Origin of the sequence: Brenneria populi (assembly GCF_036016195.1) — a bacterium.
Lineage (GTDB): Bacteria > Pseudomonadota > Gammaproteobacteria > Enterobacterales > Enterobacteriaceae > Brenneria > Brenneria populi.
Genome location: NZ_JAYWTM010000001.1, coordinates 451,361 through 464,609, shown reverse-complemented (window position 1 = coordinate 464,609; position 13,249 = coordinate 451,361). Strand labels below are relative to the sequence as shown.

Sequence of the window (13,249 nt, the reverse complement as noted above, 5' to 3'; positions counted from 1 at the left end):
TTGCTTTTGCCGGGAAAGGCGCCCGATCAGGATAGGGAATGAGAGCGAAAAAACATATAGGACGAAAGCTAAAGGGGAAAACTCTTCTTGCCACCGGATATCGCTTCGCCTAACGCCTTCCCTTGCGTCTGGCCCGTTGGCTACAGCGAATCGCGCCGTAGGAGCGGACTGGCTATCTTGGTGATATCGACATGTTCCAGCGCATTAATAATGTGCAGCGCCGACCGCCGGCCGATTTCATAGTGCGGGAGCTGTACGGTGGTCAGGCCGGGCAGGAACAGATCGCCGATCCCCACCAGGTTGTCGTACCCCAGAACCGCGACGTCTTGCGGTATGCGAATGCCTTGCGACAGCAACGTCTGATAGACCAGAAACGCGATTCGGTCGTTGCCGCAGACCACCGAGTCAAAACGCGGTTTTCCTTCGTCAAGGTACTGCTCGATAACCGCCACGGCATCGAAGTAATACTCATCGCCAAGGCGCATATGATGTTGCCACAGCCGCTCCGGGTCGAGAGAAAATTCCCGGCAGGCGCGCTCAAGCCCCTGCCGTCGTCGGGCGCTGGCCAGAATCTCCCGCGGCAAATGGATGCACAATGGTTTACGGTAGCCGGCCGCGAGCAGCGTGCGTACGCCGTCATACTCGCCTTGCTCATCATCCGGGATATAGCTGGCCACGCCGCCCTGCTCGCTTTCGCAGTTCGCCAGCACGCACGGCACGCTCAGCAGTTTTTTCGGCACCGGCACCCGGCGCAGCCCCATGGTGGTATAGATGATTCCGCTAGGCCGGTGCGATAGCAATAAATCGACGATATCGTCCACACAGTCAGACATGAACATGTTGACGACAAAGCTGTTCCAGCCGTGGGCCCGGGCGGTCTCTTCGATCGATAGGGTCATTTCGACCGAGAACGGCGTGGTGACGGTGTCCAACGCCAGCACGCCGATGGTTTTCGGCGTGGCTCTGGCGCCGCGGATTTTTTTCGCCGACAGATCGGGCACATAGTTCAGCGCTTCGATCGCCTGCTTAACGCGTTGATAGGTTTCCGGCTTCAAACTTTCCGGACTATTCAACGCCCGCGATACCGTCATTAATGAAACATTCGCCAGTTTTGCCACATCTTTTAAAGAAGCCATAGCGTCCCTTATTCCCTTGCCTAATTCACGACTACATCAAAGTATATCCGCGGATAACCCCGTCATACTTCAAGCCGCATGTGGTTACTCGCCCTTCGGGCCGCCGCCAGCGGCGTTCAAAAACGCACGCGTTTTTGTAGGGGAAACACGGGGGGAGGTTCCCGCAGGGAGGCCTCACCCCCGTGGTCGCCCCGAGTCTCTCGATCTGACAGACGGGTTTGTCAGCAAACTCAAACGCTTTTGGCGTTTTTATCCTGCGACTCGAATTATTTAGGGTATAAACTGAGTCCGGCGAATTTTATATGAGATATATACCTCATTTCCGCTGATTGATTATATTCATGCCGTTCGTCCCGCAAGAAAGCCACTTTTAGTAATAAACATGACGGCGATCCCATAAAGCCAATGTTAACGTTAACTATTGTGATTAACATCGGAATTCTGCAATCCCCCATCTTCTTCAATTTCATCCTGTAATGTTAACGTTAACTCGCACAATTTGTTTAAAACAGAAAAATGTGCGACACCCACCAATCACGATGAGATCGATACGCGATGAAAAATACCTATCTCTGTATTTCGCTCGCGCTGTTCGCAGGTCAGGCTGCGGCGGCAACGACAGAAAACGCCCAAGAAACAGAACAAAAATGGTCGTCCAGCGATATCAGCGCCAGCAAATGGGGCGTCGCTTCTCTGGGAACAACGGGAGCGACCACGACAGACGACGCGCAGCAAGATAAGGTGGATATCGCCCGGATATCCCAAGAGCAGCAGTCGGTGCACTGGAATACGGTAGACAGTTCGCTGGATGCCGGGGGGCTGCACGGCAATATCGGCAGTAAAATCGAAATTGACGATACGCGCTGGAAAAATAACACCAAAAACGGCGGTAAGTTTAAATGGGCGCTGATTCAGGCATGGCTGCGCCATGATGAATTGCCGGGCTGGTATTTCGGCTACTGGAACGCGCGCGAAGATAGCTATAGCGGTCAGTTCTCCAACCAGGATTACGGCAGCACCAACACCATTAACGAAATGTATATCGGTAAAATCAATGAGTTTTATCGCGGCAACTGGGGCGTGGAGGTGCTGGGGGGCACCGAGAGTGCGAGTAAGCGCTGGAAAGGTCGCCTGAAGCTGTGGGGAGAAACGCGTTTTACCGATAAGTGGTCGTTGTCCGGTTATATCTTCCGCGAGTATCAGCCGCAAAGCAATGATTCCGGCAACGGCGATCTGGAACACCATATCATGGAAATGGAGCCCGCCCTGCAATACCGGGTGAATCCGGATTTAGGGCTGTTTATTCGGCCTTATTATTCCTGGGAAAAACAGGTGCGTCAGTCTTGGGGCGATATTATTGAAAAAGAGTGGAAGGTGACCGCCGGATTCTGGCGTAACTGGTATCCCCTTTTGACCTCGCTGTACGTCGGGTTCGGCAACGACAAAATATATAATAATTCCAACAGATCGGAAGTGTTTTACAACGGCAAATACAATTTCATCGGCGCCACCGCCAGTTATCCGATTGTTGATAACCTGCGCCTGTACGGTGAATTTAAGGCGCAGTTCACCAAATCAAACGGCCAATGGACCAATGACGGCCACTCCTGGAATCCCTTTACTATCGTCGGTGTCGAATACAGTTTCTGATGCATTGACGCCTATGAAAATAAATTTTCTGTAAGAGAGAACGCCATGTTTAAAACAAATAAAATTACAACGGCTATCTTGATGCTATTAATGGCTTCATTAAATAGCGCCTGTACCTCGTCGGCCTCATCGGACGATAGTCAAACGCCGGCAGTAAAAAATTCGAGTGTTGAAGTTCATCAGGAAGTAAACGCTTTTTTCCCCCGGGTTCCGGGGTCCTATATCGGCGACCCGATGCCGTATGCTGAAAATAACCAGTTTTATATTTTTCATCTTAATGATATTCGCGGCGGTAAAGATCTCGGCGTACATGCTTTCCATTTATTAACGACGCAAAATTTATATCACTACCGGAATCTGGGCGAAGTCATCCCTTACGTCAACGATCTCGATAGCCCGGAACTGTTACTCGGCACCGGTTCGATCATTAAGGCCGGCGATACTTATCACGCCTGGTATACCGCCCATAATCAGAACGTTTTTCCCGCCGAATCGATTATGCACGCGACCAGCGCCGATATGCGTAACTGGACCAAACACCCGAAGGATACCTTCCCTCCCGGTGAAAATTATCGGGCGAACGACTTCCGCGATCCGCATGTGGTCTTTATTCCCGAGGAGCAGCGCTACTGGATGCTGATCACCACCCGCCAGAACGGCACCGGGGTGATCGTCAAATACACCTCGGCGGACCTGAGCAACTGGAAGGATGAAGGCGTACTGTTCCGTAACGATACCCCGAGCTACGACTCCAACCTGGAATGCCCGACGCTGGTCTATTTCAACGGTCGCTGGTATCTCAGCTTTAGCGACCAGTGGCCGCATCGTCTGACCCAGTACCGCGTGGCGGAATCCCCCAACGGTCCTTTCGTTAAGCCGAAAAATTTCTACTTCGACGGCGCCGGAATGTACGCGGGTAAACTGGTGGAGCAAGGCAAACGCCTGTTTGTTTTCGGCTGGGTGCCGACCAAAGCCGGCGAGAAGAACGACGGCAATATCGATTGGGCGGGCAACCTGATCGCCCATGAGCTGACCGCGGACGCCAGCGGCCAGCTAAGAACCAAACTACCGCAGGAAATAGCGGACACCTTCGCGCAAAAAGCCCCGCATAGCGGCCAGCTTCACCCGCTTCTGACCGCCGATAGCGCCGCGTCATTCGGGGAGATCGGCAGCCAGGTGTTCGCCCCGCTGACCGGCGCGACCGAAATTAGCGGTAATTTGCCGATTCGCGGAGACGGCGTGATTTTCAGCTTCGGCATGAGCGACGATATAGCGCAAAACGCGCCGTTGAATGTCGTCTTTAATAAAAAAACCAACAAAGTCCTCTTTTATCCGACGGGAATAAATGAGTTGCCGAAAAGTAAACCGGAAATCGGCATAGAGACGCCGCTATCCGACACTATTAATCTGAAAGTGATTATTGAGGACTCCATCGCCGTGTTCTACATCAACGACAATATCGCCTTCAGTACGCGCATGTACCATATTTCCGGCAAGAAATGGGCGATCAGCGCTCCCAAAGGCAATATCGATACCCGCGATCTGCGCATTCGGCATTTTTAATTGTCGAGTCGCCTTATTTCTCACTGTATTGCGATAATTTTTCGCAAGGGAATTATTTATGAAAACAGCTATCTCTAAACAATTGGCTCTGCTCGCTATCGCTATATTGCCGGTATCCGGACAGGCGGCGATGGATATCATGCGCAATGACGAAGGTACGGTCATCGGCGTTAATCCCTGGTCCTATCTGAATGAAAACGTGATGTGGACGACGACTCAATCCTCCTATGCCCACGGCGGCAAAGTCCACGGCAATATTAAAAGCAAACTGGAAGTGACCGATACTAACTGGAAAAACGACACCACCCATGACGGTTCGGACAACTTTGTCCTGTCGCAGGCGGTGTTGCGCCTCGATAGCCTGCCCTCATGGTATCTGGCGTTTTATAACGCCCGGGAAACCGAGTATCAGGGCAGTTTCACCAGCCAGAAATATGAGCAGCAGACCCAGCGCACCCAGCTGATTTTCGGCTACAACCGCCAGATCGGCCGGGGAGATGTGGGCGCGGAGCTGCTGGTCGGCAGCGAATCGCTCAACGAACGCTGGCAGGTGCGCTACAAATTATACGGCACCTACCGCTTAACCGACCGTTTGTCCATGTTCAGCTACTTCTATCAGGATCTGCAGCATAAACGCTCCGCCGGCGCGGATTGGATTAATGATACCGACGTCACCGCCAGCGAAATCGAGCCCGGCCTGCAGTATATCATCACCGACAATACCGGCGTCTGGCTGCGCAGCCGCTATAGCGAAGGCAAAATGGAGCGTAAACAGTGGGGAAATATCAATAACCAGGACTGGTCCACCAGCGTGGGCGTCTGGCATAACTGGGACAATAGCCTGACCACCACCCTGCACAGCGGCATCGGCCACTATCGTAAATATAATGCCCGTCCCGAAGACGGCGAAGTGTTCCAGAACACCCGCTATAAATATGTCGCACTGGGCGCCAACTACCCGATCGGCAAACGGTTCAATATCGCCGGGGAAGTGAAAGCCTCGGACGATAAACAGTCCGGCAGTTGGGTGACCAACGGTAAGGCCATCAACATGACCTATATGCTGTCCGCCGATTTCAACTTCTGACCCTCTGACTATCACGGCGCGCCGGCTTGACGGCGCGCCATCTTTTCCCGCATCGGATAAAACGTGAGTTATGGCTTACCAATTGCCGTACGGATAGGTTTTTCCTTTGATAAAATCCTTAATGAACTGGTCGTATCCATCAGGCACGCTGTAGTTAAAATTAATTCGACTACGAATATTCTTACACATCATCCGCTGGTCGCCCGATACGGTACTGATCCTGGCGCCACGTTGAAGTACCGCCGGATCGCCCTGGTTATCCAGCCATACACGAACAATACCGCCCGGTGCAAGGCCGATTAACATATTACGCCGCCAGAATGGCTTGTCCGGATAAATATTGTCAGCATAGCGCGTGGTCATTTGTTCCCAGGTTTCTCGATCAAACCAGATCAGCGTCTCATAAGGTTTTTTGTCTATCACAGAGTCCCAGCAAAAGTGCATACTTACTGGCAGCGCTTTACCAATGTAAAAATCAGCCGGAAAACCGCCGATAACCCGGCTCCATTTTTCTACGCTGCTTTGGCTGGGTTCAGTAGGGTCAAGACGCCTGTAAACTGTTTCGCCAATCTCTCCATCTTCAACAATGACCAGTGTCACCACCGCCGGAAGATTTTTGGGATAAAAGAAATTAAACTGCCAGTTATCGTAGGGCAATTTTTTACCCCACTGCGCCACGCCTTCGCCAAAGGGCGTGGTCACGCCCTCCCTTCGGTCATGACAGCCAGCCAGCGCCACCACCCCGGCCAGCGCCGCCGCCGTAATGCGTAATTTGCTTATCATCATATCCTCAGAATACTCGCTCCAACGCATCCGCATTTACTCTTCTCCGCGCTTCCCACTGCTGCTGGTCGTCCATATACCACACCGTCCGTACCCAGCCGTCGCACGGCGCGTTCGCCCAGACAAACGCCTTTTCTTGCGTCGGCGCATAGTTATGCCGCAGAAAAATCTCGCCGTTTGACGGGTCGACCCACAGGCCGCGATCCGAATCGATATTCCAGTTTGCCGAGCAGTGCATATAACGCCCGATAATATGCATCTCATCTTCAGTGAAGGGAGCGGGATCCCTGCCACGCCGCACCGCCCGCCCCTGCGCTAGCGCTTTTTCACAAAGAGGAAGAAGTTCTGATGGGAGCTTCTGTTCATCATCACCGCTGAGAATGGGGGAAAAAATAGCCCCGGCCTCCTGCGCCGCATCCAGCATTACCCGCATGCTGACCTTCTCCCAAGCGTTTGGCACACGCTGCCGTTTCAAAAACACCGCCGCGCCGACCTTCTTCTCAAATATATGCGCCCGCGCCTTATCATGGTTCATTACCGGCCACGAAATCGCCCGTGTCTCCACCTTGCCATGTGGCAGCATATATTTTAGCGCAGGTACGCAGTACAATTTCTCCCGCATCGCCTCCGCCTTGCGATAAACCGCCGTACTGGTCTCAGGCGTACCGTCGTTCACCACCTCAAAATCCGGCATCGTCAGAAGATTGTCCTCATCCTCCGTGAGGATGGAGTCCGGCGCGTTGTATCCGCCGCCGATATCGGAATGTACGCCAGGCAGCGCCAGCTCCGGCCACATACCCTGAATACTGTTCAGGCTAAAATTGTAGCGGCATTCATGCATCGCCCTTATCTGGAACACCTTCTGCGCCACGGACGGACGTAGCTCCAGGTTAATGCCGGGATTGCTGCGTCCGTGAATATCATAAAAATTCAGCAGACTGCCTATCGCCGCCACGGTGTCAAACAGCCCCAAAAAGCGCACTTCTCCGGCGAGTTTTCCATGATGCCCGGCAGAATACAGTCCCCGATTAATAGCTTCCGCAATCGCCGGATCCTGGTTCATCACCCGGTTGGCAAAGTGGCGGGCGGAGGCGGCGCCGCGGCTGAATCCGAACACGTCAAACTGAACTTTTGCAATCGCTATCTGATCCCGGTTCAGCTTTATGAAATTAGTCAGCGCAGCAATAATTTTATTCAGCGCCTCATCGGTTTTCGTCACCACCCCCTGAAACTGTTTTATCAGACTGCTGCCCAGAGCCATACCGAATAGGGAATCATGTTCCCCATCAGCGGTTCCGATACCGGGAATATAGGCTTTAACCTGCACTTCTGTTTCTTCACCGCCCAATTCATCATTGATTTGATAAAGTTGATACAGTCGCGAAATATTAGTCAGCCCGCCCCGGTAACTGCTGTTGGCGAGGCTCTCTCTTGACAAAGACTCATAACGCTCGCAGGCCTTCGCCCTCTCTTCGCCTACCAGATTACTACAGTGGGCAAATGCCAGTTTGAGATCGAGCGAATTTGCCTGATTATTGCCAGTCCCGTCGAAGAACACGCCGACCGTCAGCGTCACGCCCCGTATCGGAACTTTTCTGATGCGAACAATCTTTCCTTTACATTCGACACTGGTTTGGTGAGTACAGTCCCCAATGACTTCATACCGCTGATAGCTGGCGCCGGTTATGGAAGGGTCTGCTTTATCATCATTTTTTTCCATGGAACAGTTCCTTTAATCCAAATGGTTAAAATTTCCTTATTATACATTGGATGATACTTAACCGAAATTCTCCCCTTACGGACTTAAACTCCGTAGAGACCCAGATAATCACTCACAACGTTTTTTACCGTAATTAGTTCAACATTGCCGGTTAAGCAGCCGCACTTCAACCCTATATGCTTATCGCAATTCGTCGAAGACGGCGACATATCAGACCGATAAACGGATGCGATCCGGGCAGCGCAGCGCCGAATCCGGTTTCGGATACAGCGAAACCGCACGGACGCTGAATTATAAATATTCCTATCGGCTGAAATTCTTAACCTATAATAACAATATATTTTTTCATTTCAGCTGCGGTTGGCCGATACGGAAAAGGTGAAAAGGACTCAGTTTTGCAGTGGATTAAAGTCGTTAACGCAACACAGAATAATCTTCAAGGCGTTTCTGTTGCTATACCAGTAGGGCAAATTACCGTTTTTACCGGCGTATCAGGATCGGGTAAATCATCTCTTGCATTCGGCGTATTGGCGGCAGAGTCCCAGCGGCAACTGAATTTTACCTACCCCAGCTATATTCGTAACCGCCTTCCCCATGCGGGGATACCGCAGGTAGATCGCATTACCGGCCTTTCTACCGCTATCATCATCGATCAAAAAGCCATAGGGACCAATAGCCGCTCGACTGTGGGTACCGCAACCGATGCATCTTCGCTGCTGCGCCTTATTTTTTCTCGCGCCGGCGTTCCTTTCGTTGGCTATTCCCCCGCTTTTTCATTTAACGATCCGGCGGGCATGTGCCCGCATTGCAAAGGGCTGGGCGTCGCCACCGACCTCAATATTGATGAGCTTATCGACGTTAATAAATCGATCAATGAGGGAGCATTTACCTTCCGCGGTTATGCTCCGGGCACCTGGTATTGGAAATGGTATAAGCGTAGCGGATTATTCGATCCGGATATGAAACTGCGCGACTACCCTGAAGAACAGCTCAATATGTTGCTTTATGCGGAACCGGCGCCGCTTAAATCCCCGCCGCCCGGCTGGTACGCGACGGCAAAATACGAAGGCATCGTTCACCGTTTTAAACGCATGTTTTTAGGCCATGATAATGAAGCATTCAAAAAACGTTACGCCGACGATCTGGCGCGTATTATTCAGCAAACCACCTGTCCGGTATGCGGCGGGGCGAGGCTGAATGACGCGGCGCTGACGTGCCGTATTAACGGATACAATATCGATGAACTCAGCCGCCGGTCAGTGGACAAGCTATCAGACATCGTAAAGGGTTGGAATATGCCGGAGGTCGCACCGGCGGTTGAAAATCTCACGATGCTGTTAGATACCATGCTGAATTTGGGACTGGGATATCTGCAATTAGCCCGGCCTACCCCCACCTTATCGGGGGGCGAGGCGCAGCGTATCAAGATGGTTCGCCATCTCAATAGCTCGCTGACCCGCTTTACCTATATCATGGACGAGCCGTCTACCGGACTTCATCCGCGTGACGTCCGGCATTTGGCCGGCATACTCCGGCAGCTGCGCGACAAAGGCAATACGGTTCTTGTGGTGGAGCACGATCCCGATTTAATCGGCATTGCGGATTTTGTTGTCGACATGGGACCGGGGCCAGGAGAAAAAGGGGGACAAATCTTGTTTGCCGGCACCATGAAAAAGTTTATCTCCAACGAGACGCCAACCAGCGACTATTTGCGCAGGCCGAAAGCCTTTTGCCAACCCCGCTTACCGCAAGACGGATCGATAACCGTACGCAATGCGCGGCTGCATAATCTAAAAGGGATCTCTGTCGATATCCCTCGCGGCCTATTAACGGTTTTAACCGGCATCGCCGGTTCGGGCAAAAGCTCGTTGGTTCAGGAAATTCTTATTCAGGCGCCCACGGCGCTGCTGATTGACCAAAAGCCGGTGCGCGGCAGCATATCCTCAACGGTCGCGACCTATATGGGAGTTATGGATACTATCCGCGACAGATTTGCCCAAGAGAATCACGTCAGCCGCGGCTGGTTCACGTCATCGTCGCGGGGCGCATGCCCGGTATGTCGGGGACACGGCGTCATATCGACTGAACTCGCCTTCCTTGACAGCACCGTGTCCGAGTGCGAGGCGTGCAGAGGTTCAGGTTTTAACCATAAGGCGCTGGGCTATCTTTATAGAGGAAAAACTATTGCCGATGTTCTCGCCATGTCGGTAGATGAGGCAAAGGCGTTTTTCGCATCAAGTGATTTACCCATCGCGGCGGCGCTGACCCGCCTGTCTCGCGTCGGATTAGGGCATTTGTCAATAGGTCGCGCCACTACGACGCTGTCAGGCGGGGAAAGGCAAAGATTGAAACTGGCGGCGCGGCTTGAAGATAAGCTTGATATTCTGATTTTAGACGAGCCCACTACCGGCCTGCACGGTAATGATATAACCCGGTTTCTGGCATTGATCAAATCTCTCGTTAAGCAAGGCGTTACGGTCATTATGGTTGAGCACGATCTGGACGCCATGCTAGCGGCCGACTGGATTATCGATCTTGGTCCTGAAGCCGGGAACGCCGGGGGTGAAGTGATATTTGCCGGTTCGGCGCGCCAAATTTTGACCGCCAGCGCGTCGATTACCGGTCGCGAACTGCGTCGCTATATTCAGGAACCCTCTTCTTGATAGCGCCGGCTCAGCGACAGCCGGAATAGAGCCCCCTCTCCCTAAGTCGTCGGCATCATGTGTTACAACGTAACCTTTAGCGAACGCAAAATCAGGGTATCGCGTTTAATCCCTACCGTCGTCCACTACGCCGGCGGATTTTATGGCCTGACGCAACGCTCGCGGCGTAATCTGAAAGCGTTTCTGGAAACGGGCGGTAAAACGGGATGGACATTGATAGCCGTTTTCTATGGCGATCTGACCCACTGACTTTTGGGTTGTCTGTAGCGCCGTTAATGCATTCCCTAAGCGCACATCATCAAGGATCTCTTGGAAACTGCCCCCTTCCGCCGCCAGGCGACGGTGAAACGTGGAGGTCGCCATATGCAGGTGAGCCGCGACCAGAGTGGCGGTCCAGGGCGTCGAGGGATCCAGCATCAGGAGGCGCTGGCATCGATTGACTAACGAATTATCCCGCTGAGTCAACAATATCTCAGCCGCGCCGCGGTTCTGAAGCATCAGCAGCATGCCCAACGTCACATGTTCTAAAAGCGGGCGGGAAAGTTTCTTTTCAAATGCTTCGGTAAGCTGTCGCCAGCAATAAAGCAACTCATGATCCAGCGCGAGACAAAACGAGGGTTTCTTGTCGCGGGCTAACGGCGTGGGATAATGTTGTCTAAAGCGATGAATAAGTGACTGCGGAATATAGAGTATCTGCGAGAGATAACGGCCGTTATCAGGATAATTGGCGAGATGTAAATCATAACCCGCCGGGAAAAGGATCAGTTGGGTGCGATCGGCGGTTTCGCCATGCTCGCCCCACTGAACCCTCTTTTTCCCACTGTTAACGCGACACAACGCCGGCATCAGCAATTTTACCCGATGAAGCTCATGCGCCTGACGTGAACAAATCGTCTGGAGACTTAACCGGGAAACATCATCATCTTCTGCCTGCATCGTGTTTTATGTTCTTAATTAGCGGCCATAAACCGGGACCAGTTCAGCCGTCGCCAGTCGGTTGGCGTTAAGCATGAAACCAACCAGCGCGCCGCTTGCGTTGCCATCAATCGGCAGGTTATCCGTTTTTAACGCCCAGACTTTAAAATGGTAGTGATGAGGCTTATCGCCTTTGGGAGGACATGCCCCGCCGAAACCGACATCGCCATAATCATTTCTGCCCTGAACCGCGCCGGCGGGAAGTTTGGCACCGTCTTTATTTCCAGCGTCGGACGTCAACGACGTTACTGTGGCAGGAATATTCACCATCGTCCAGTGCCACCAGCCGCTTCCCGTCGGAGCGTCAGGATCATAGGCCGTAACGGCAAAACTTTTCGTTCCCTGCGGCGCATCAGACCAGCTCAGCGCCGGCGACCGGTTCGCGCCTTTACAGCCAAAACCCTGGAATACCTGAGTTTCGGATAACGACTTGCCCGTTTTGATTTCATCGCTCGTTAGCTGAAATGCAGCAGCGTGCGTTGAAAAAGATAATGAGGCGAGAAGAGCGAATACGATATGTTTTTTCATAAATCATCCCGGGTAACCAATTGATGTTCAATGAGGTTACCCAGAATGCCAATCTATTATCGTGCAGTTACGAGCGCATATGATGCATATCCTATCGATATTGCGCTTATCTGCGCAATTTACGACAAGGCGGCTTCCGCCGTCGCCAAATAGCCCGTCAGCGTATCCCGGTACGGCAACGCCGTCATCGCCCCTTTCGACGTGGTCGCCAATGCGCCGCAGGCCTGCGCCTGCGCGATCGTTGCCGGCAACGCGGCGCTGTTCCACCACTGCGCGCCCGCCTCGCTCAGTCCCGCCAGCAGACCGGCGACAAAGGCGTCGCCGGCGCCGGTGGTATCCACCGCGCGCACGGCTCGCGCCGGATAGAACGTCATTTTGCCGGGCTGCCCCGCCCAGGCGCCGGCTTTGCCCTGGGTCACCACCAGCAGCGCCGGGCTGATTTCGCGGCACAGTGCGGTCATCGCCGGCTCGATATCCGCGATCTCCGTAATCAGCGCCAGCTCGTCATCGGACAGTTTCACCACATCGGCCAGCGCCAGCGCCTGTTTGACGCAGGATCGCATCTGGTCGCGGTCCGGCCACAGATCGTCGCGCAGATTGGCGTCGAAGCTGAGCCAGCCGCCCGCCTGTTTGACCGCCGCCATCGCCTGAAACGTGGTGGAGCGGGACGGCTCCGCCGCCAGCGCGATGGAGCAGCAGTGCAGCCACTCCCCGGCGCTAAAGCGCGGTAAATCGCCCGGTTCAAGAAACAGATCGGCGCCCGGCCGCACCATAAAGGTGAACTGCCGCTCCCCTTCGTCGTTCAAAGTCACCAACACAATGGACGTGCGATGCTGCGCATCATAATGCAGGTATGAAGTATCGACATTTTCCTGGTGTAAAACCTGCTGCAAACGGTGTCCGAAAGGTTCGTCGCCCACGCGGCCGATAAACGCACTGTCGCCGTTCAAGCGGGCGATGCCCACCGCCACATTGGCCGGCGCGCCGCCGGGACAAGGTAATAAACGTTGCATATCATCAGCAAACAGATCAATGACCGCATCGCCCAACACCCAGACTTTACTCGCCATGTTAACCTCAATAACTTATTGATTATAAAATAAAATAGAGTAGCGTGCCGTCGCATCTTTTTCGCAGAAAAGAG

At 53.1% G+C, this 13,249-nt stretch carries 10 protein-coding genes; 4 read left to right on the top strand and 6 right to left on the bottom strand.

The genetic code is table 11. The features are described 5' to 3' along the window. Positions 1-140 precede the first annotated feature (140 nt). Positions 141-1,136, bottom strand: coding sequence for a LacI family DNA-binding transcriptional regulator (locus VSX58_RS02110; RefSeq protein ID WP_327616596.1), 996 nt, complete (start codon positions 1,134-1,136; stop codon positions 141-143). Between the two features lie 555 nt (positions 1,137-1,691). Here VSX58_RS02110 and VSX58_RS02105 point away from each other — a divergent pair. The 3 genes from VSX58_RS02105 to VSX58_RS02095 all read left to right on the top strand — a co-directional run bounded on the left by VSX58_RS02105 (position 1,692) and on the right by VSX58_RS02095 (position 5,436). Further along, a complete protein-coding gene (locus tag VSX58_RS02105) occupies positions 1,692-2,786 on the top strand; it encodes an OmpG porin family protein (protein ID WP_327616595.1) in 1,095 nt (364 codons plus the stop codon). Positions 2,787-2,876: 90 nt separating this feature from the next. Continuing rightward, on the top strand, positions 2,877-4,349 hold the full coding sequence (locus tag VSX58_RS02100; RefSeq protein ID WP_327616594.1) for a glycoside hydrolase family 32 protein: 1,473 nt from the start codon (positions 2,877-2,879) through the stop codon (positions 4,347-4,349). 58 nt (positions 4,350-4,407) lie between these two features. Beyond that, complete coding sequence (locus VSX58_RS02095; RefSeq protein WP_327616593.1) at positions 4,408-5,436, top strand: OmpG porin family protein; 1,029 nt, start codon at positions 4,408-4,410, stop codon at positions 5,434-5,436. 75 nt (positions 5,437-5,511) lie between these two features. Here VSX58_RS02095 and VSX58_RS02090 read toward each other — a convergent pair whose 3' ends face one another. Both VSX58_RS02090 and VSX58_RS02085 read right to left on the bottom strand, forming a co-directional pair. Further along, positions 5,512-6,249, bottom strand: coding sequence for a DUF2931 family protein (locus VSX58_RS02090; protein WP_327616592.1), 738 nt, complete (start codon positions 6,247-6,249; stop codon positions 5,512-5,514). Beyond that, positions 6,227-7,939 (bottom strand): T6SS phospholipase effector Tle1-like catalytic domain-containing protein, encoded by a 1,713-nt coding sequence (locus VSX58_RS02085; RefSeq protein WP_327616591.1) that lies wholly within the window; start codon positions 7,937-7,939, stop codon positions 6,227-6,229. Before VSX58_RS02085 ends, VSX58_RS02090 begins: the two co-directional genes overlap by 23 nt. Positions 7,940-8,334: 395 nt before the next feature. On the opposite strand from VSX58_RS02085, the gene VSX58_RS02080 reads away from it, so the two are divergent. After that, positions 8,335-10,602, top strand: a complete 2,268-nt coding sequence (locus tag VSX58_RS02080) for an excinuclease ABC subunit UvrA (protein WP_327616590.1) — start codon at positions 8,335-8,337, stop codon at positions 10,600-10,602. A gap of 105 nt (positions 10,603-10,707) precedes the next feature. On the opposite strand, the gene VSX58_RS02075 is transcribed toward VSX58_RS02080, so the two are convergent. The 3 genes from VSX58_RS02075 to VSX58_RS02065 form a co-directional block, all read right to left on the bottom strand. Next, a complete protein-coding gene (locus tag VSX58_RS02075; protein ID WP_327616589.1) occupies positions 10,708-11,538 on the bottom strand; it encodes a helix-turn-helix transcriptional regulator in 831 nt (276 codons plus the stop codon). A gap of 18 nt (positions 11,539-11,556) precedes the next feature. Then, complete coding sequence (locus VSX58_RS02070) at positions 11,557-12,105, bottom strand: kinase inhibitor (protein ID WP_327616588.1); 549 nt, start codon at positions 12,103-12,105, stop codon at positions 11,557-11,559. A gap of 119 nt (positions 12,106-12,224) precedes the next feature. Then, positions 12,225-13,175: an aminoimidazole riboside kinase gene (locus VSX58_RS02065; RefSeq protein ID WP_327616587.1), complete on the bottom strand. Its 951-nt coding sequence runs from the start codon at positions 13,173-13,175 to the stop codon at positions 12,225-12,227. Positions 13,176-13,249 lie beyond the last annotated feature (74 nt).